Annotated in this window: 15 protein-coding genes; all 15 read right to left on the reverse strand. The window is 58.9% G+C overall.

The window, feature by feature from the left end:
• Positions 1-54: 54 nt before the first annotated feature.
• Positions 55-1332 carry an NAD(P)/FAD-dependent oxidoreductase gene (locus tag HY868_09655; protein MBI5302392.1) on the reverse strand — a complete coding sequence of 426 codons (1278 nt, stop codon included), beginning with the start codon at positions 1330-1332 and terminating at the stop codon, positions 55-57.
• 198 nt (positions 1333-1530) lie between these two features.
• Positions 1531-2655 (reverse strand): UDP-N-acetylglucosamine 2-epimerase (non-hydrolyzing), encoded by a 1125-nt coding sequence (gene wecB / locus HY868_09660; protein ID MBI5302393.1) that lies wholly within the window; start codon positions 2653-2655, stop codon positions 1531-1533.
• On the reverse strand, positions 2652-3416 hold the full coding sequence (locus HY868_09665) for a glycosyltransferase family 2 protein (protein ID MBI5302394.1): 765 nt from the start codon (positions 3414-3416) through the stop codon (positions 2652-2654). The genes wecB and HY868_09665 overlap by 4 nt, the downstream gene beginning before the upstream one ends.
• 91 nt (positions 3417-3507) lie before the next feature.
• Complete coding sequence (locus tag HY868_09670) at positions 3508-5565, reverse strand: PD40 domain-containing protein (protein ID MBI5302395.1); 2058 nt, start codon at positions 5563-5565, stop codon at positions 3508-3510.
• A 106-nt stretch (positions 5566-5671) separates the two neighbouring features.
• Positions 5672-7405 (reverse strand): polysaccharide biosynthesis tyrosine autokinase, encoded by a 1734-nt coding sequence (locus HY868_09675; protein ID MBI5302396.1) that lies wholly within the window; start codon positions 7403-7405, stop codon positions 5672-5674.
• 241 nt (positions 7406-7646) lie between these two features.
• The gene (locus tag HY868_09680) at positions 7647-9122 is read right to left on the reverse strand and encodes a sugar transferase (GenBank protein MBI5302397.1); all 1476 of its coding nucleotides are present in this window, start codon (positions 9120-9122) and stop codon (positions 7647-7649) included.
• 103 nt (positions 9123-9225) lie between these two features.
• Positions 9226-10452: a glycosyltransferase gene (locus HY868_09685; protein ID MBI5302398.1), complete on the reverse strand. Its 1227-nt coding sequence runs from the start codon at positions 10450-10452 to the stop codon at positions 9226-9228.
• Positions 10449-11645, reverse strand: a complete 1197-nt coding sequence (locus HY868_09690) for a glycosyltransferase (GenBank protein ID MBI5302399.1) — start codon at positions 11643-11645, stop codon at positions 10449-10451. Before HY868_09690 ends, HY868_09685 begins: the two co-directional genes overlap by 4 nt.
• A 120-nt stretch (positions 11646-11765) precedes the next feature.
• A complete protein-coding gene (locus HY868_09695; GenBank protein ID MBI5302400.1) occupies positions 11766-13427 on the reverse strand; it encodes a hypothetical protein in 1662 nt (553 codons plus the stop codon).
• Positions 13417-14895: a hypothetical protein gene (locus tag HY868_09700; GenBank protein MBI5302401.1), complete on the reverse strand. Its 1479-nt coding sequence runs from the start codon at positions 14893-14895 to the stop codon at positions 13417-13419. Before HY868_09700 ends, HY868_09695 begins: the two co-directional genes overlap by 11 nt.
• Entirely contained in the window at positions 14892-15782 is an 891-nt protein-coding gene (locus HY868_09705; protein ID MBI5302402.1) for a glycosyltransferase family 2 protein, read from the reverse strand. The genes HY868_09700 and HY868_09705 overlap by 4 nt, the downstream gene beginning before the upstream one ends.
• A gap of 18 nt (positions 15783-15800) precedes the next feature.
• Entirely contained in the window at positions 15801-17201 is a 1401-nt protein-coding gene (locus HY868_09710) for an O-antigen ligase family protein (protein ID MBI5302403.1), read from the reverse strand.
• 38 nt (positions 17202-17239) lie between these two features.
• A complete protein-coding gene (locus HY868_09715) occupies positions 17240-18421 on the reverse strand; it encodes a glycosyltransferase (GenBank protein ID MBI5302404.1) in 1182 nt (393 codons plus the stop codon).
• A gap of 11 nt (positions 18422-18432) precedes the next feature.
• Positions 18433-19338, reverse strand: a complete 906-nt coding sequence (locus HY868_09720; GenBank protein MBI5302405.1) for a glycosyltransferase family 2 protein — start codon at positions 19336-19338, stop codon at positions 18433-18435.
• Positions 19335-20468 (reverse strand): glycosyltransferase family 4 protein, encoded by a 1134-nt coding sequence (locus HY868_09725; GenBank protein MBI5302406.1) that lies wholly within the window; start codon positions 20466-20468, stop codon positions 19335-19337. Before HY868_09725 ends, HY868_09720 begins: the two co-directional genes overlap by 4 nt.
• Between the last annotated feature and the right edge of the window lie 6 nt (positions 20469-20474).

Consider the following 20474-nt stretch of genomic DNA (forward strand, 5'->3'; position numbering starts at 1 on the left):
ATCTCTTCGGATGCAAACGATTAGTGTTTGTGCGCCCGTCGCTTAACGGTGTGGCTAGGTTTCGCTCGCCAAAATTACTTGCGCCGCTTGCCGCGCGTGGCGCGTAACCGACTCGCCGTTCGTCAACGCCGGATAAATTTGCGCGGTCGTCGCGAGAAACAGCTTGGCGATTGGAGTTTGAATCGTCGGAATCAAATGCGCCGAGTTTAATCCGTGCAACGGCTCGACGTACCGTTCGCGGTGAACGAGGAAATAACGAATGGACTGGACATCGAAAGTCGGAAACATCTTGCGTAAGTTTTCCAACCAGATCGCGCGAATCTCCTCGTCCGATTTTTTTTGCCAGTCGCTATCCGGCGCGGTGTACTTGGGCAAATAAACGAGATGATAGCCGCCGACATATTTCGGATCAATGTACGCCGTCGTTTCGATGACGCCGGTGAAGGGCACGCGGTCGTCCGTAATGTTGAGCGTCCAATACCCGGTCAACGGTTTGTCGAGCACGAGCAACGGACACACGATGCCGAGGTAGTCGGTCTTGCCGAGCAAATCGTGATACTCGGCGGGCGCGTCTGGAATCAAGCGCCGAAACACCGGCGCTTGCATCGTCACGACGACCGCGTCGAACTCGCGCACCGTGTCGCGGATGCGAATGCCGCGCGCGCGATTCTGTTCGAGGACAACCTGTTGCACAGGTGTCTTCAAATGAATCTTGCCGCCGGCGGATTCAATTTTTTGCGCCATCGCTTGCATCAGCGTCGCGTACCCGCCGATGAGATGCCCCGACATTTCTTTTTGATTCGCGCCGCTGCGCGTCGAACGCGTCCGCACCATCCGCGCCCAGATGTACGTCGCGGGCGTGTTCTCGAAACCGCCGTCGAATTTCGCTTTGAGCATCGGCTTCCAGATATTTTCGTATGTGCCGCGTCCGCTCCACTGAACGAGCCAATCTTCGACGCCGACGCTTTCGAGCGCGTGCCAATCGCGAATCACTTGCGCGTACGCAATGTTCAAGCCGAGTCGAAAACGATCCACCCAGCCGAGCGGTGGAAAGCGCAAAAACTCGACGACGCTATTCATCGAGTAAATCGTGCCTTGATGAAAAAATCCCATCCGCGTTTCGCGGAATCGCAATTGATCCGCGATACCCAGATCGTCACTCAGCTCGCGCAAAGAACTATCGCTCGAAAGAATCGCGTGATAAAAGCGATCCACGGCGGTGCCATCTTCGAGCACGAGCGGTCCCGCCAGACCACCTAGCACCGGTGACGCTTCGAATATCTCAACGGGCACACCACGCCGCGCGAGCAAATAACCCAGCGTGATGCCCATGATACCACCGCCAATAATGCCTATCGCCAAAGGATACCTCGTTTGGAAATTGGAAATTGGAGACTAGAAGTTGGAAATTAGAAGTTGGAAGTCAGAAGCCAGAATTCAGAATCCAGAATCCAGGTTTCAGGTTCGCAATTCGCAATTCGCAATTTGCAATCCGCCATCCGCCATTCGCCATCCGCCATTCGCTATTCGCTACTTTAACAACGCGAGAATCGGACTGTTGACGCGTCGTTGCCCGTCGCCGATGCCGTAGCGCAGATCAACACGCGCGAGCACCGCGAGAATTTGTTGCGCTGCGTGTCCGTCGCCGAAGAGTGGTGGATGTTCCGCCGGGGTTTGCGCGTTGCGCCACGCGTCGAGCACGCGCGCCGGTTCGACGCCAACCAGGTGATTCCATCCAGCCGCAACCGTTTCGGTCCACTCGGTCTCGTCGCGCAGCGTGATGCACGGTACGCCGAAAAAGTACGCCTCGCGTTGCACGCCGCCGGAATCGGTCGCGATGAGCCGCGCGTTTTCTTCGAGCACCATCATCTCAAAGTAACTGACCGGCTCGCACACGCGCACGTGCGCGCCGAACGTCGCGCCGATGTTCGCGAGCGCCTTGCGCGTGCGCGGATGCGCGGGGAACACGACCGGCTCGCGCGCGCCGTTCAACGCGGCGACGATGTTCGCGAGCCGCGCCGGGTCGTCCGTGTTCGCGGCGCGATGCACGGTGACGAGCGCGTACTGGTGCGGCGTCACATTCACGCGCGATAACACATCGCCGGCTTGGCGGTGCGCGAGCGCGCGATTCTGCATCATCGCGTCGAGCATCACATCGCCGACGAAATGCGCGGTCTGCGTCACGCCCTCCACCGCCAGTTGGCGCACGCCTTTTTCGCTGACGCAAAAGTGCAAATCGGCGAGCGCGTCCGCGACGATGCGATTCACTTCTTCCGGCATCCGCCGATCAAAACTGCGTTCGCCGGCTTCGATGTGCGCGGCGGGTACGTGCAATTTGCTGGCGATGAGCGCGCCCGCCAGCGTCGAGTTAGTATCGCCGCGCAACAAAACCAGGTCGGGTAATTCCTTCAGCACGACCTCTTCGAGCCGCGCCATGATTTCGCCGGTCTGTTTGCCTTGCGCGCCCGAACCGACTTCGAGGTTGTAATCCGGCGCGGGAATACCGAGTTCGTCAAAAAATGCTTGCGACATTTGGTAGTCATAGTGCTGACCGGTATGGACGAGAATTTCGCGGTGCGCGGTGCGGAGCGCGCGGCTCACCGGCGCGGCTTGCACAAATTCCGGTCGCGCGCCGACAATCGAGAGAATTTTCATCGCGTCGCGCCTGCCTCGCGCGGGGCGACGCGCCGTTTGAGATGCAATCGGCGCAACAGCACCTCCCCTTGATAACCCAGGTGCGCGAGAATCGTGCGCGTGATTTTCGCTTTCGAAACGCCGTGCATGCGCGAATGCAACACGGCGGGATATTCCGCGACGCGATAGCCCAGCATCATCGCATTCACCATCAGTTCCGTGCCGGCAAGAAATCCGTTCGCCTCGAACGGCACGCGCTCGATCACCTCGCGGCGATACGCGCGGAACAAACAGGTGTACGTGTTCACGTTCCAGTCCGCGATGAGGCGATACATCAGCGAAGAGCCGCGGCTGAAAAAGAGCCGCCACGCCGGCACGCCGACGATTGCGCCGCGCGGATGGTACGGCGACGCGGTCACCATGTCCACACCCGGCGTCAAGCACGCGAGCAGATCGGGGATCGTTTGGAACTGGTACGTCCCGTCGCTGTCGGTCGTGACGATCACCTCGCCGCGCGCGGCGGCAAAGCCGGTTCGCATCGCCGCGCCCAAACCGCGATTGACCGGATGTTTTTCAAAACGCACGGTCACATTCGGCAAGGGAAAATTCGTGAACGCGCCGGTCAGCGCGTCCCAGGTTCCATCCCGGCTTCCGTCGTCCACAAAGATCACTTCGACGGAACGCGTTTGGGCAAGTGCGCCGACGACCGGAAAAAATTCGTCGCGGATTTTTTCGACGTTATCCGCTTCGTTATAACAGGGTACGACAATCGAAAGATTCATACGCTCCAACTATGTATTAAAGGTTGCGAGATAAAGACGGAAGGATGAAGACCGGTGTGTTTTCATCCTTCCGCGTTCGCCCTGCGCTCTTTTACTTGACCCAGACTGGGTTGATTTCGTTGTAGGGACTGTTGCTCAGGTTCGTTTGATTCTCGCCATTCACATCCATCACCCAGATTTGTGGGATGCCTGTGCGATTCGACCAGTAGACGATTTTCTTGCCATCGGGCGACCACGAGGGATGTTTGTACCACCACCATTCGCTAAACGTGATCTGCTTGGTAATCTTGTTTTCGATATCGTAGATGAAAATATCGTCGTTGCCAAACTCGTTCGACACGTACGCGATGAAATTGCCGTCGGGCGACCAGGTGGGCGAATGCGCGGCGAGGCGACCGACCAGCCGATTGGCGGGCATGCGCCGGATCCGTGAGATTCGGAATTTCCAACTGTACAAAAAGTCGTAGAGCCAAATCTGTGGAACATCCTCATCGTCGCCCGCCACATACGCCAAGAACCGGCGATCCGGCGAATATCCATCGCGCCAAATCGCGGCTTGATAGTACTCTTCGCTCGTCAACAGACCCAACACGTTGCCCGTCGCCGGGTCGAACACGATGGGCGCGTTCGCGTTGAAGGTCGTGCGATCGAGCGCGGGACCCAACGCCTGGGTATCCGGGGTCGGCGTGATTTGCGCCGCGGGCGTAATCGGAAAACGATTCGACATCGCGATGATTTTGCCGCGCAACTCGTTGGGGATGGTTACGAAAGCAAAGTTCGGCGGGGCGAGCGTCGGTGTGCTCGTCGGCACGGGGGAGAGCCGCAGCGCCGGGAGAACCAACGGCGTGGGCGTCGCGGTGATGAGACGCACGTTGGGCGGGATCGGCGTGAAGGTGCCCGTCGTCAACGCGACGGCGGTCGCGTATTGGCTGAGGTACAGCGCCGTCGCGGCATTCACCGGGGTGCCCGTCGGCGTGACGAACGCGACACCCACTTCAGGCGTCGCGGTCACCACCGCGCGCGAACGCGTCGGCGTCCCCGCGCGTATGGCGGCTTCGGTCTCGCGCACCGCAACTGCCGCGGCGGTCAGCACATTACCGGGCGTCGGCGTCGCCGTCACAATCGTCACCGCGCCGGGGATCGCGACGAGATACAACGTCGGCGTGCCCGAGCCGGCGACCCAGGTAAAGATATTGTCGCCGCTCGCCGGACCGCGCACACGAAAAGTGAGCGTGCCATTGTCTAATTGTTTTTCAAGCAGTTGACGTTGCGCGAGATTGAACTCGACGCGATTCGGTTGCCCAACGTTCAACTGCGCCGCGTTCAAGGGTTGCCCGACCGGACTAAGCGCGGGCGCGTTCGCGATTTGATTGAACGGCGCTTGGAGCCAACTTTCTGCCAACACGCTGTCCACCAACTCGACTTGCCAATCGCCGGTTGCGCCAAGCCGCGTACCATCACGACCGGTCAATTCGAGGACGGCATACAAGACCTGGGAGCCAGGCGGCAACGTGCCCACGTCAAATTGCGCGATCGCCAGATACGTTTGATTTTGCAACGCGCCAACCAGCAAATTCCGGTCGCCCCAACGCGGCGCGGGTTCATTCGTCGCCGTCCACCCCGTGCGATTCGAGTCCGCGGACAGCGTGAGCAAGGTGCCGTTCGAGGGCGGCGTCGGAATGACCAAGGGCGCGAGCGTCGGCGCCACGCGACGCGTCGCGACCGGCGTATCGGTCGGCGCGGCAGTTTCCGTCACGCGCGCAGTCGCGGTGCGCGTCGGCAAAATCGTCGCGAGGGACAGTTCGGGGGGAGTGGCGCGCGGTTGAAGCGCGAGGACAACGATGATGAGCGCGATTAGCGGAACGAGAATCAACAAACCGAGCAAAAGCCATTGTTGACGCCGGTCGCGCGTGGGGGCTGGGACAGGCGACAACGGCGCACTGGACGATGCGGTGATCACGGTGAAACGCGCGCACGAACCGTACTCGGCGGAAAAACAAACGCGTTTTTGATAATCGAATTCTACTGCGCCCGGCGATTTCGGCGAGTAGCACGCGTGGGCATTGTCCGGTTCGCGATAGTGAGATGCCGGATCACCAATTAGACCTAAGTACGGACAAATCCTTCGAATAGTCTCTGGTTGGGACATTGTCACTCCAACGCACGTAATGCGAGAAATGTTTTGTGATATGACGTACCGCAGGTCGCGATCCGAACAACTGATCGCTCCACCACACGTAGCGCTGGGAAAGTTTTTACTTACCGGTCGTCAGACCGGGCGCGAGGTTCGACGCCGGTTTGGTGCGGCGTTTGCGCCGTTTTTCGCCGGACGGCGCATACTCGTAGTAATAGTAATCATTTTTAGGAAACGCAACTCGATTGATCACCACACCCAGGATACGCGCGCCAACTTGGGTGAGAATTTCTTTGGCGCGTTGCGCTTCGTGGCGACGCGTGTGCGTCACGTCCACCACCATCAAGACGCCGTCCACCAAATTCGCGAGCACGGCTGGATCGGTGACGGGCAAGCACGGCGGCGCATCAAAGACCAACAGATCGGCTTCGGATTCGAGTTGTTGCTTCAACGTCCGCATCCGTTGCGAGCCGAGCAACTCGGACGGATTAGGCGGGAGCGCGCCGGTCGTCAGCACGCGCAAATTGTCGAGCGGGGTCGCGTGCAAATGATAGGTCGGCGACGCGTGCGTCAACAAACTGTCGGTCAGACCCATCGTGTTCATAAAGCCAAACAAACGGTGCTGGCTTGGACGGCGCAGATCGCTGTCAATTAAAATCACGCGCATCCCGGCGTGCGCCAACGTCGCGGCGAGATTCGCCGCGGTGACACTCTTGCCTTCACCGATACCTGCGCTCGTAATCATCAATGAGCGAACCGGCTTGTCCACGCCGTGAAATTGAATATTCGTCCGCAGCACGCGGTACGCTTCCGCGTCGGACGAACGCGTGGCGAGGATCGTCACCAACTTTTCACTCAAGGGTCCGGTCACCGAAGAAAAATCAATCCGTTCCGGCGCGTTGCCGAATTCGTCGGCGTTCTCGTCCTTGGTCACGGCGGGCGCGCGCATGAACGGCAATTGCGACCACCAGGGGTTTTTGCCGTTGCCAATCCGCGCGAGCGAGCCGAGAATCGGCAAGTTGAGCCAGCGGACTACATCGTCAGCATGTTTGAGCGTATCGTCGAGGTACTCGACCAACACGGTCGCGCCCAGCGAAAGGACCAACCCGATGACGGCGGCAAGCACGATGTTCACGAGCAAGTTCGGCGCGTACGGTCGCGCCGGCAATTGCGCGGGTTCGACAATCGAAAGATAGTTGGGCGAACGCGACACGAGCAACTGCGCCAAGTTGGTGTACGTTTGTTGCCATTGTCCAACCTGGGCTTCACGCGTCGTAATTTCCTGTTGTTTCGCCGCGAGATCGCGCGCGCCGGGACTGGCTTGCAACGAGACGCGCAATTCGTTGATGAGCTTTTGCTCTTCTTCGATTTTCTTTTGCAGGGCTTCGGTTTGCTGGCGAATGAAATCGCGTTGCTTGGGTTCTTGTTGCGCCGCGGGTCCTTGCAGAGTGAGTTGGTACGCCAGCTCGTTCGCCAACAACTGGGCGCGCGCCGGGTCGGTATCGTCCACCCGCAATTCGATCAACTGCGTGCCGGGCACGACACTCGCGCGGAAGCGCTCACGTAGAGTATCGGGCGAAAGTTTCAAACCGAGCGTGTCTATCGTGCCTTTGATCACCGGCGTCGTCTTGGCAATTTCGATGTACGTCAACGCGAGCGCGGCGCTAGTCGCAAAATCTTGGGGACTCGGATTCGGATTCTGTACGCCTTGACCCACGATCAACCGCGCCGATGCTTGATAAATACTCGACTGGCGTGACGTGGCAAGGTAACTCAAACCCGCCGCCAAGCCCACAGACAGCACGATCATCCACGACCATTTCCAAATGACTACCAGATAACGTTTTAATTCCATACGTCCTATTTTTCCCTGAGAGTGCTCACACTCCTGAACTCATTTTATCACACCCCGCTTACGGCGTCTAGCCCGGTAATTATCCCTAACTCGGACAAGCCGAAACCAAACAAATTATTGGACGCGGATGAACGCGGATGAACGCGGATGAACGCGGATATGTTTCTTATCCGCGAAAATCCGCGTGAATCCGCGTCCCAAAATTCTTTCTCTGCGATGAAACGTGAACAAACACTAGGAACTAGTACGCCCCTTTACCGCTCAACACGACCGAGAGGGTGCGCCAAATGATGCGAATGTCCGCCCACGCCGTATAGTTCCGAATGTAGTACATATCAAGACGCACGCGTTCGGCATAGGACAAATCGCTGCGTCCACTAATTTGCCACAAGCCAGTAATACCTGGTTTGACGGTGAGCAAATTCGTTCGCCACTTGCCGTACTTTTCCATTTCCGTCGGCGCGATCATACGCGGACCCACAACGCTCATCTGCCCCATCAGAACATTGAACAACTGCGGCGATTCGTCAATGCTATACCGACGCAAGAATTTGCCGATACGCGTGATGCGTGGATCGTCTTTTAATTTCTGATTTTGCGCAAGCTCGCGTTGGAGATCGGGATGACGCGCCAAGATTTCGTCGCCGTTCATGTACATCGTACGGAACTTGAGCGCGTAGAATTCCTTGCCACCGCGCCCCAACACACGTCGCTTGTGAAAGATCGGACCCGGCGATGTGAACTTGATCAAGAGAGCGACCGTCACCAACAACGGGATATTCAAGATGAGCGCAAGGATCGCGATGCCGTAATCGCTGACCGCTTTCACCGCGCTTTCGATCGCGTCCAAGCGCACCTTGCGCATACTCACCAACGGCACTGCGCCGATCTCTTTCACGCTCACGCCCGAGGTAAAAATCTCGAACAAGCCCGGCGAGAAACGCAACTCGACTTCGCCCGACGTGCCAAACGTTTGAAAAATCCACAGCACATCTTCGCGCGCCAAGGCGGAGGGCGATACGATCAGTTCGTCAATTTCCATCTTCTCGACAAGCGCCGGCAAATGATCCAACGCGCCGACGACCGGCACGTCGCCTTCGATCTTGGTGCCTGGCACGGAAAAGTTATCCACGAACCCGATCACGTCCGCCCCGCACCCGGGCCAGCTTAACAATTGTTGCGCGACCGCGCGCGCCTCGGAATCCGTGCCGACGATCAACGTACGCGCGGTCAGCCAGTGGCGCGCGCGCAAGACATACGACAAGCGCCGCATCAGAAAACGCCCGAGCAACACCAACACAACGGCGGCAAGCCAAGCCGCCACGATCCACCCGCGCGACACGCGGACGTACGGAATGAGAAACGTCACGACGACGACGACTGTAAACGCCACCGAGCAGGCATTAAACGCCTTTTTGTATTCCTGGGTGCTGCTGAAAAGATAGTGCGGATTGTACAGATCCGAGAGCACAAACACCATCAGCCACGCCGGCAACAAGATGCCGGCAATCGCGATGTGCGATTCGCGACCCAGGTCGGCGTCTTCGGCGAACCAGATCCAGAAGGTCTGAAAGCGGAGAATGAACGCCAGCGCGAATGCCGCGCTGACCGCCGCCACATCCGTTATGAAAAGCGCCGTAAGGAAAATCCGGTATTGCGCGTTACGACTATAGGCGCGCCGGCGCGCCGGTTCGCGGGTAAGCGTTGTCGAAATCATATCTCTACTCCTTGCAACGATCAAGAGCAACTTGATAGAACCAGTTATATTGTCGGGCAGAGCCGTTAAGAGGATCTCGTTTTGGACTGACGAGATGCTTGCATCAATGGATTCCGGTGATCTGGTGGTAAACGCATTCCAATGTTTCGGAAATGCGTTTCCAGTCGTGATGCGTTTCCACGTACGCGCGACCTTGCGCGCCAATCCGCCGGCGGCGCGGTGCGTCGTTGCACAGATCAACAATGTGTTGCGCCAGGGTCGCCGGGTCATCACCGACCAACGCGTCCGTATCGCGTTGGATGGACAATGCCGCGACCGCTTTCGAGGTGGCGACCACCGGCGTCGCCATCGCCATCGCCTCGAGCACCTTGTTCTGAATCCCCGCGCCGTACAAGATCGGCGCGACCGCGAGCGTTGCGCGCGCCAGGTGCGGACGCAGATCGGCAACCGTGCCGATCACTTGCACACGCGGCGGATGTGCGCGCGCCAGCGCCAGCACTTGCGCCGTCGGATTTTGTCCGACGATTTCGACGCGCGCGTCGGGCAGTGTTTGCCACACACGCGGCATCACTTCGTTGACCAAATGCAACGCCGCCGTGACGTTCGCGTGATAACTCATTTTGCCGGTTAGAATGATCGTGTACGGATCGCGCGCCATGTCAATCGGTTGAAAGTAATCCAAGTCTACGCCGTTCGGCAACACGTGAATCGGATGTGCGCTGGGCGGTAAGGCGAATCGGCGTTCCAGGTCTTGAAACGCCGCGCGATCTAACGGCGATGTGACGAGCACACGTTCGAACTGACGAAGCAACCTTGCTTCATGTTGGCGCGTGCGCGGCAGTTCGAGCCGCGTCACCAAACGCCCGAACGGATTGCGACTGACGCGTTGCGCTTGCTCGAACAGAAAACTGATGCAATCCACGCTGTCCCAGACCATCGGCAATTCGGTCGCGCGCGCAAAGCGCCTCAAGTAGATGCCGTACTCTGCGCCGCGCAAATGCTCGATGTGCGCCACATCCCAACGCGCCTGCGGCATCTCGGCGACGAGTCGTTGTGCGAGCGCGGGTTGCCAGCAGTACAACGATTGCAACGGTTGTCCGCGTAGCCACGCGCCGGGAAGATTGAGCGCCGTCTGTAAACGTGTGAGCGGCTCGGCGATCACGCGAATGCCTTCCGCACTGAAACCGCGCAACGCCGCGCGTTCCGTTTCATTCTCCCACAACGTCGCGAGCGTGACCGTGTTGCCGCGTTGCGCCAGCGCGCGCGTCAAGTTGTAAGGTCGCGTCCGCACGAGTGTCGGCGTGTAGGGAACGATGAAGAGAATGTTCACGCGGTCGCGCTCGCCGGTGGATAAATCTGATCCAGCAACGGATACACGGCGCGCCAGTGATACCGTTGTTCGACCCAGTGTCGCCCATTGTCCGCGATTTGTTGACCGAGCGCCGGTTGTTGAATCAGGCGAATCACCGCGTCCGCGAACGCGCGCGGCTCGTCCGCGATCAAAATGTTTTCACCGTCGCGCACTGCGATGCCTTCGCAGCCGATCGTCGTCGTGACCATCGGCACGCCGCGCGACCAGGCATCCAGAATTTTCACGCGCATGCCGCCGCCCGCGCGCAGCGGCACGATGAACACTGCGCTCTCGCTCAACAACTCGGTCGGATCGTCCACGTAACCAGTTACGCGCACGCGCGCGTCCTGTTCCGCCAAACGCAGTAACGCGGGAGCAGGTCGCGCACCGACGACGACCAAGTCCGAATCGGGGCAGACCGGCTTGACGAGCGGGAACACGTTCTGCGCGAACCAGACGATGCCGTCCACATTCGGCGGATAAAACATCCCGCCCACACAGATGATGTGCCGCGCGTTCGACGCGCGGGTCACACGCGGGAGTTTATCCGTGTCAATGCAAATCGGCATCACCGTGATCGGCAGACTGGCGTCGAGCGATTGGAGAATGCGACAGTCCTCTGCCGTGACGGTCAGAATGTGATCGAACTGCTGGCACACGCGCGCTTCGTACTTTTTCAGAACTTGCCATTCACGTTGCATCACCAGACGTTGCGGCAACGATTTTTCGTTGCGCCACATCCGCTCGACAATCGTCCACACGGCGTTGTGTTCATCCAACACTTTGGCGCCGGGAAAGTTGAGTGCGTACTGCGCCATCCCCAGTTGATCGGCGTGAACGGCATCAAAGCGTTCGGTTGCGCTGAGACGAGCAATCGTCGCGCGCATCGCGTCCACTTGATCACGCGCAATCAGAAACGGTTGACCGCGCAACACGCTCATCGCGAAAAAGTAAGCGTCGCGCCATGCCGCACGTTGAATCGGCACGGTGTGAACCGCGTGCAGGAACGAACGCAAATGCCCGGCGTTCTGTTCGTCCTTTTCCCCGCGCACGAACGAAACGAGCGTCACTCGATGCCGTTGCGCGAGATAACGCAAAACATAGTAAATTCGCATCTTGGGACCGGCGTCAAGCGGGTACGGCAAAATTTGAGTGAGGAACAGGATCTTCATGACACCAGTACCGTAGTACTATAAAGAGTACGCTGGGTTCTTCTCTGATACATTGCGCGTATTAAGGACGTGTTAGTACTCCATTTAGAATTTGTAAAAAACCGTTCATCCTTTGACAATTTATTCGCCGCTACGCCATGCCGTCGCAATCTTGACGCGATAAATCACCGCGCGCGGCGACACCCAGACTGGTTCGAGAAAGATTGCGCGGTCGGGATTCCACGCGCCGAGCGCGCGTTCGGCATCGCTCCACAAGACATAGCGCACGCCGAATTGGTCGAGCGTATCACGACGCACAAGATCGGTGGTTGTCGGATCGAAAAATTGTTCGACCTTGGCGCGCTTGTCGAAAAAGCGCAACGTCATCGCCCAGTGCGCGAGATACGCGCGTGTGCCGGTCATACCAGGAATCCAATGCCCGACTTCGTACGAACTCAACACAATAGAATCCGGCGACGCGTTCTGGTTCAACCAATCGAGCGCGTCCATTTGATCGCGCGTCAAAAAGTACGGCAGTTGGTGACGGCTCAGGTCGAGCACGCGCTGACCGATAAAGTAGAAACTTGTCGGCGCGACGAACACGACGAACGCGAGCGCCAGCGCGAGTTGGGCGCGCGTCGTTGACCAGCGGCGCAACCAATCGAGCCGCGCGAGCACGGGCAACGCGTGACGATACAGTCCGCCGGTCGCGAGCAACGCGATCGGAATTTGCCAGCCATTGAGAAAATGAATTTGGTACTCGACCGGCAAGTAAATCAGCAACACCGTGACGCCAAACCAAACCTTGACGAACAACTCGCGCGGATCGCGTTCGCGCAACGGGAGGATTCCATCGAACGTGACGATGGCAAGCAAGAACGGCAAGCCGAGCAACCACACGAGTTGCAACGGATCGGGGGTGAACACGCCGGCGTTGACAAACTGCCCCAGCGCCTCGCGCCACGTCGCGTTCGTGCGCGTGAGCAACACCATGTAAACCGGTCCCCACACCGAGAGCGCGCCGATCAGCGCGACGCTTTTGAACCAGTGCCAATTCATGCCGTCGCGCAACAGCACGACGAGCGTGAACACGCCGAGCACCGCGTAGATCAAAATCAAATCGTAGCCGTGCGACCAACCCAGGATCAGCGCGACGACGCCGGCGTACACCGCCGGACGCAATCGTTTTTGTTGATACGCGTCGAGCGCGAGCGCAAAGATGAAGGTGAACATCGCCGCGCCCAACATCAGCAAAGGAAACGACATCAGACTGTACAACGTCGTCCCTTCGGCGGTGAACTGCGCCGGGAATTTAATCTCGCCGATTATTTTTTCGATCAGCGTGATGTGCAAACTGAAACCAGAGCCGAAGACGAGCAAGAGAAACGCGATGCGCCGTTGCGTCAGGTCGGACACGAGGCGCGCGCAAAAATGGTACGCCGAAACCAGGAACAAGCCGCCGCTGATGATACGGAACACTTGATACACCTGCGCCATCGTCATCCCGGTGTACAACGCGAGCCGACCGAATAACCAAAAGACCAGATTGAAAAATACCGCGGCGTTCGGTTCGGGGGTCAGCGTGTTGCTGATGAACACCCCGCGCATAGACTCGCGCATCCACGCGAGATATTCACCGCTGTCCGGTCCGTTTTGCACGACGCCCATAAACACCAGGTCGCGCGGCGTGGTAAGCCAGCCGTAGAGATACGGCGCGCCGGACACCAACACCGCGACCAGCATCACGATACCCAGAAATTTCCAATCGGCGAGTACGGCGGGACGCACGCGTTCAGTCTGCATTCGAGTTGATGCTCCGTTTGAGTGATACGAACTGCGCGGGTCGCGCGAACGCGACATAGACAAAGACCTGGACGAGCACGAGCAACAAGAGCGGTGCGAGACTCGCCCAGCCGCGCAAACCGAAAATCATTCCGATGTTGCGCGCCAGGTCGCCCGCGAGCACGCGCGGCAACGAGTAATCGAACAGCGGCATCGGTTGCGTCTGCGGGAAACTTTGTCCGCCAATCGTCTCGATCCACACGACGACGAATGACCACACGGCGAGAATTCCCGCGCCGAATCGAAACCAGCGCGCGCGAATCGCGTCGAGAGCAAAAATGATCGGCAGAACCAGGAAGGGCAACACTGGCACCAGATAGCGCGGACCGACACCAAAGCCGCCCCACCACATCACCGACGAACCGTTGAACAGGAAATAGATCGCCACGCTCCACAGCGCGGCGGCGAATTCCACGCGATACGCGCGCGCGCGCCACCAGGACACGAATCCTGGGATGCTCAACAGCAAGAACGGGGAAAGAAAGAACAAGCCGCGAAATACGCCGAACGTGATTCCCCATATCGCTTGGATGCTCGGCGCGGTGATGCTGAAAAATCCGGCGCTGTGTTCCGCTTGCCATAGTTCGGAATGCTCGTAGCCCGCTGGCAGCGGCGTGCGAAAGATCGCGTAATTGTACAGCGCCGCGAGCGCGAGCGGCGCGATGCCGCCAAGCGCGATCCACATCCATTTGCGCCAATCGCGCACCTGCGCGAGCGTGTAGATGCCGACGCCCGCGACGATCAGCGCGGCAGGGTACTCGGTGATGAGCGCGAACGCGAAAAGAAATCCAACGACGACGAGCGTCCCCGCGCGCGGGTTGGCGCGCCAGTAGAACATCAAGTAAAACGCGGCGAACAAACAGAACGCGACGATCTGATGCCCATAAAACAAATTCGAGTACGCGAACGATGGCGTCGCTAAAGCAAAGACGAAGGTCAAGCCAAGTTTATCGCGTTCGTTCGCCGAAAACTCGCCGAGCAAGCGATACAGCAACGCGCCCAACGCGGCAGACGGAACGACCGTCGTAAAAAAGGTGACGCACACGAGCGCGATAAAAAAGTACACCTTGTCCGCGAGCAAGCCCGTGCCTTCAGGATTCATGGTCGCGGCGAAGGCGGGATTCGCCGCGAGACGCGGAATGACCGTTTGATTCAGCGCCGGCGCGAACACGGTCTTGAAGACCCAGTATACCGGAATGCCGAGGAACGATGTGCCCGGCGCTTTATCGCTGTAGTAATGTCCTTCGAACAAGGCATAGTCGCCGGTGTTCTGCCGATAATCGTCAATTCGCAATGTGCCTTGGTCCACAACCGCGAGCACGAGATCGAAACGCGAGTTTTGATTCCAGTCTGCCCAGCGCGGAAAAAAATACGCACCCACCACGAGGAGCGTCGCAAACACCCACCACCCACGCCACTGCGTTTTCATCGCGCCCCTTTGCCGGAGTAGTGCGTCCACGCGTCCGCCCACAACGTGCTCGCCTCGGCGCGCCCGCGCGCGCGGGCAACGATGCGCCGGCTCAGAATGCTCGCGCTAAAAATCAAATCGAGCGCGCGCGCGGCGAGTGCGCCGTGATGTTTACGAAAATAGCGCACCTTGCTGCGAAACAACTCCGCCTTCATCGGCGCGGCGACTTGCTTGGTGCTTTCGCCGCCCAGGTGAACGACGCGCGCGGTCGGCAACGCGTAATTGTCCCAGCCCGCGCGCTTGACGCGATAGCACAAATCCACTTCTTCCGAGTACATGAAATAAGCTGGGTCGAGCGCCCCGGCTTGGTCGAGCGCGTCGCGGCGCGCGGTCAACGCCGCGCCGAGCACCCAATCCGTCGCCACGGCGCGACCGTTCAGCGCCGCGTGCCGATCCACCGGGAAACGCGCGTCGAGTCCCCAGGCATAAATGGATTCAGAAAGTAAGGTCGGAAATTTACCGAAACAGCGTTGCGGCGAGCCATCCGCATTCACGATGTTCGCGCCGACGATCCCTGCGCGCGGCGTTGCGCGCATGAATGCGACGATCTCGGCTAGCGCGCCCGGTTGAACCACGGTATCGCTATTCAGCAACAATACGAACGGACTCGTCGTCAGTGGAATCGCTTGATTGTTCGCCGCTGCGAAACCAATGTTCGCGCGATTTTCCACGAAGTTGACCTGTGGGAAGTGCGCGCGGAGCATCGCGACCGAACCGTCATGCGACGCATTGTCCACCACCCACACATCGAGCGCGAGATCGCCCGCGGTCGCCTCGACGGACGCGAGACAATCCGCCAACAACGCGCGCGTGTTCCAACTCACAATGATGATGGATAAATCTACCATTGATTTGCCCAATCGCCCCTATTCACGGCAGTTCACCGATGATTCTTCCGATCGATTACCCGTTTCTCTGGCAAGAATCTTTGGAATCGCGGTTAACGCACCGAGAAAGATCCAACTATTGATGGTCCAGGAAAAACCAATCAAGCCCTGATTGTACACGAACGGAGTGAACCAGTCTCCAAGAAACATCGCAAGCAACACCACAATTGGCATTGCCAACGTACTACGCGCAAACGCCGCCACAAAAGGATCGCGAATCGAAATCCTTTGCAGCTTGAACGCAATCCATGCTAACGTGCCCAACAGCCACAACAGTATCACCATACCGAGTATTCCGAGTTGCAAAAGGATATCAATGTAATTGGAATGCGTCGACATGGCATTCGTAGGTATATAGGTCATGAAATAGCGCGCGTAGCCAGCTGGTCCCATCCCCAGTAGCCAATGATTCCAGACAAAGGGTTGCTCAAACAGCGTTTGCCACCGATATAAGCGCGTTCCACCCGATTCGTTGTACTCGTCGATATAACGATCCCCCACCCACGCACTGGCGCCCACTCCCAGCACAATCGCGATCAGCAACAACAGAAGAAATAACCGCTTGGATTTGAAAAAGGTCAATATCACCATCGCAAACATACCGGGCAACCACCCCGACACCCAGGTAATCCCGCGCAGGAAACTGACGGCGAACCAAATCGCGAGCAGCGTGATCGACAATCCGCGTTGCCAGTGCGATGCAGTACGATTGTACAGCAGTTGCCCAAACGCCAAACAGGCAACCCAGGTATACACCATGCCGCGCATATTCAAGCGAACGGGAAGCATCAAGAATTCCGCTAGACCGCCAATCAGTGTGACGATCAGAAATGTGTAGATAAGATATTTCAGATGCCGCGTGTGAGTAATCAAACTTGCGGTCATGATGAGCACAAACGGAGAGAAAACAAAAATCGCCAACTGACCTAGTTGCGTAAAGGGAAACGATCCCCAGGTCACCAAAAACGGATCTGACGCGATTTGTGACCACCCGTACGAGAGCAACGCAACTAGCGCGAACGCGAGCGCAGACAAAATAACAGGCGATGAAGCGAACTCGGTCTGGCGCGTGACTAACACTTGTCTCAGCAACCATAAAACGGTAAACCCCGTCGCGGCGATCAGCGCCACGGTCAGCCCTTTAGAGACATCCCAACTCGTTAGCGTAGCGGCAATCAAAATCACGGGAGGTATCCAATGCAATCGGCGCAGGATCCAATCTAGTCCCAGTGCCACAAGTGGGGCGCTCGCCACGAGCAACACGAGATATGGATCGTAACGCACCGATAAATAACCAAACGCCGCCGCCGCCGCCAATACGACAATGGCAAATGCCGGACGGAACCAAACCGACCTATAAAATTGATCGAACGTCAACATCTATTTGCTCCCGCACCCGATCAAACCGAAATACTTACTCATCCGGCGACCTGCGCGCGTACGAATTCTTCAAATTGTTTGCCGCACCGTTCCCAGGAGTAATGCGTTTCAACCAACTGCCGCGCATTGCGCGCGAGCCGCGCCCGCAGGTTTGCATCGCGCAACAACGCGAGCGTCTGCGCGGCGAACTCGGCGGGCGTGTCGGCAATCAAAATATTTTCGCCGTGCATCACGTCCAATCCTTCCGCGCCTTTCGCGGTGGTCACCACCGGCGTGCCAAGCGCCATCGCTTCCAAAATCTTGAGCCGCGTGCCGCCGCCGGTGCGCAGCGGCGCGACGCACGCCCACGCCTGCCCCACCGCCGGTCGAATATCGTCGAGATAACCGGTCAATGTAATGCCGTCGTCAAAGTTCAACGCGCTTGCGCCATTCGCGCGACCCGTAATCCGCAGAGTCGCGTTTGGCGCGTCCGCGCGAATGCGCGACCAAATCTCGCGCGCAAAAAAGCGCATCGCGTCCAGATTCGCGTCGTACGTCAGACTGCCGTTGAAAATCAGCGTGTTGGGTTGCGGCGAAAAGGTGGCGCGATAAAATTCCAGGTCCATCGCGTTCGGAACCACCGCGAGCGGTTTGCGATAATCGAGCAACTCGCGCGCCGCGCGCGCATCCAGTTCGGAAACCATCGTGCACGCATCGAACCGCGCGTACACTCCGCGCTCGAATTGCTGATACTTGAGAAAGGTCAGCGCGTAGCGCGCGCGTTTCAGCCAGCCCCGATGCGCGCGATACTTGTCCTGGATCCAACGCGTCATGCAATTGTGTTCTTCGAGCACGCGCACGCGCGCCGTACCCTTGAGCGCATACAACGCGACATCCAGCGTGCTCGCGATGATCGCGTCGAACGAATTCGTCGCGCACGCTTGGCGCACCCGCGCGTCCATCTCCCGATTATACGTGTCCACAATCGAGCGCGGCGTCGTCGCCAAAAAGCCGGCGACTGCCTGAGCGCGCGTGGGCTGATACTCCCTCCACGCGACCGTTTCGACAGAGCGGCAAACCTCGCGCAGAAATTCCGGCGCGGCGCGTTCGCCTTCGCGCACAAAGGACAGCAACGTAATGTCGTGTTGTGTGCCGAGCGCGCGCAAGAGATTGAACAACCGAATTCGAATGCCATTGTCCGGCGGATAAGGAAACCACGGGGTGAGCCACAAAATTCGCATCGCGCTTTGCCTCAGATCGCCAACGTCGCGCCGACGCGTCGCAACACCGCATCGCGCAACGCGCGCGCGAGCGCGTCGCGATGCAAACGCCGGTCGCGCCAACGCGGGCGCAACGTGTAACTCGTCACCGTACGCGCGTGGCGCAGGAACGCGCGCAGCGTTGCCAGTCCGCCGGCGTGATGTTTGCGGAACAAGAGAAATTCGTTGCGCGCGGAATAGTACGCCACGCGCGGACTCGGTTGATAATCTACCTGGACCCCCTTGTGCCACAATTTCGCTTGTGGCACGAACAACACGCGATACCCGACGCGGCGCGCGCGCAAACACCAATCCACATCTTCCCAGTACATGAAATAATCCGTGTCGAACAGACCCACGCGCGCGAGCGCATCGCACCGCGCGAGGATCGCGCACCCGGTCAACCACCCGACCGGTTCGACCGCGCGAAACTGTCCCTCGTCGCGTTGATTCTGTCCGCGATGAAAAAATTGCCAATCGCGCGTCTGTCCGCCGCCCGCCGATTGAATCATTGCCGGCGACGCGTGGTGATACACCAACGGACCCAACAGCGCGGCGTTGGGATGCACGTCCGCAGCGGCGAGCAGTTCATCCAACATCTCCGGCGCGACGACCACATCGTCGTTCAGCACGAGCGCGAATGCCGCGCCGCGATCCAGCGCGTAACGCAAACCGACGTTGTTGCCTTCGGCATAGCCCAGGTTGCGCGCGTTTGCGATGAGCGTCACCGCCGGATAATTTTGCTGGACGATTTCGCGCGTCGCATCCGTGGATTGATTATCCACCACGACGATTTCCACATTTGCCGCGCGCAGCGCCAAGAGCGAATCGAGACACTCGCGAATCGTCCGCGCGCTGTTGAACGTCAAAATGACGACGACGACGTTGGGCGGATTCATGCGCGCTCCGCCACGTGCGCGTACCACGCGCGCGTCTGCCGCGCCGCTTCGCGCCATGAGAATTGCGCTGCGCGCGCGAAACCCAGGTCGCGCAGACGTTGCGCTTCTGCCGGATCGGACAACACGCGCGCGAGGTGCCGCGCCCACGTCGCTGCGTCTTCGGCATCGGCGATGAGCGCCGCGCCACCGGCGACTTCGGGAATCGCGCCGCGATCCGATGCGAGGACGGGCGCGCCGCATGTCATCGCTTCGAGCATCGGCAAACCAAAACCTTCGATCCACGATGGAAACGCGAATGCCGCCGCCAGGTTGTACAGCGCAACCAAATCCTGTCGCGGCGGTCGTATCAACAAACGCGCGTGTCCTGCGCTGACCGCCTCGTGAATGATCGGCAACACCCGGTCGGTGCGCGCAAAGAAAACGAGTTGATGCCGCGCGCGAATCTCATCCGGCAACAATCGCCAGGCGCGCACCAACACCGCCGGATTTTTGAGTCCATCCGCCAACACAAACGGTTTGGTCAACTGATACTGCTGCCGCACCGCATCCAACTGGGTCGCGTCGAGCCGGCGCAAATCCGTCGTCGGCGCTTCCGGCACCACCGCGATTTTGCGCGGGTCGCACGCGCTCGCGCGCGCGATTTCGCGCTTGGCGTACTCGGACACCGTCAGAATCAACGCTGTGCGCGACAACGCCGCGCGCGACAAGGCGTGCAGGTACGTCATCATCACGACCGTGCGCGGATGTTTGGAATGCCCGCGCCAAATTTCCCACAACGGCATCACGTTGATGGCATCGTGGAGAGTAATGATCGCGCGCACACCGCGCGGCGCGAAACCATAGTTCGCCGGAAAGTGCGCCACGTCGAGTTGATCACGCGCCATCCACCGCGCCATCGCCCAATCGTTGTAGACGCTCGAAAATGGATTGCGGTACGGCAACCACCGCACCGTGACCGGCGGCGGCACGTCGCGCAGTTCAAACGCGCGCTTGGTGTCGGCGTACAAAAAGACCGCGTCGCCGTTCGCTTGCGCCAGCAGTTCGGGTACCAGGTTCGCGACGTAGGTATGCACCCCGCCGACGAGTCCGTGCGAAAGATAACGCACATCAATGCCAATTCGCAAAGTCATCCTTTT

The organism is Chloroflexota bacterium, assembly GCA_016219275.1.
Classification (GTDB): domain Bacteria; phylum Chloroflexota; class Anaerolineae; order UBA4142; family UBA4142; genus JACRBM01.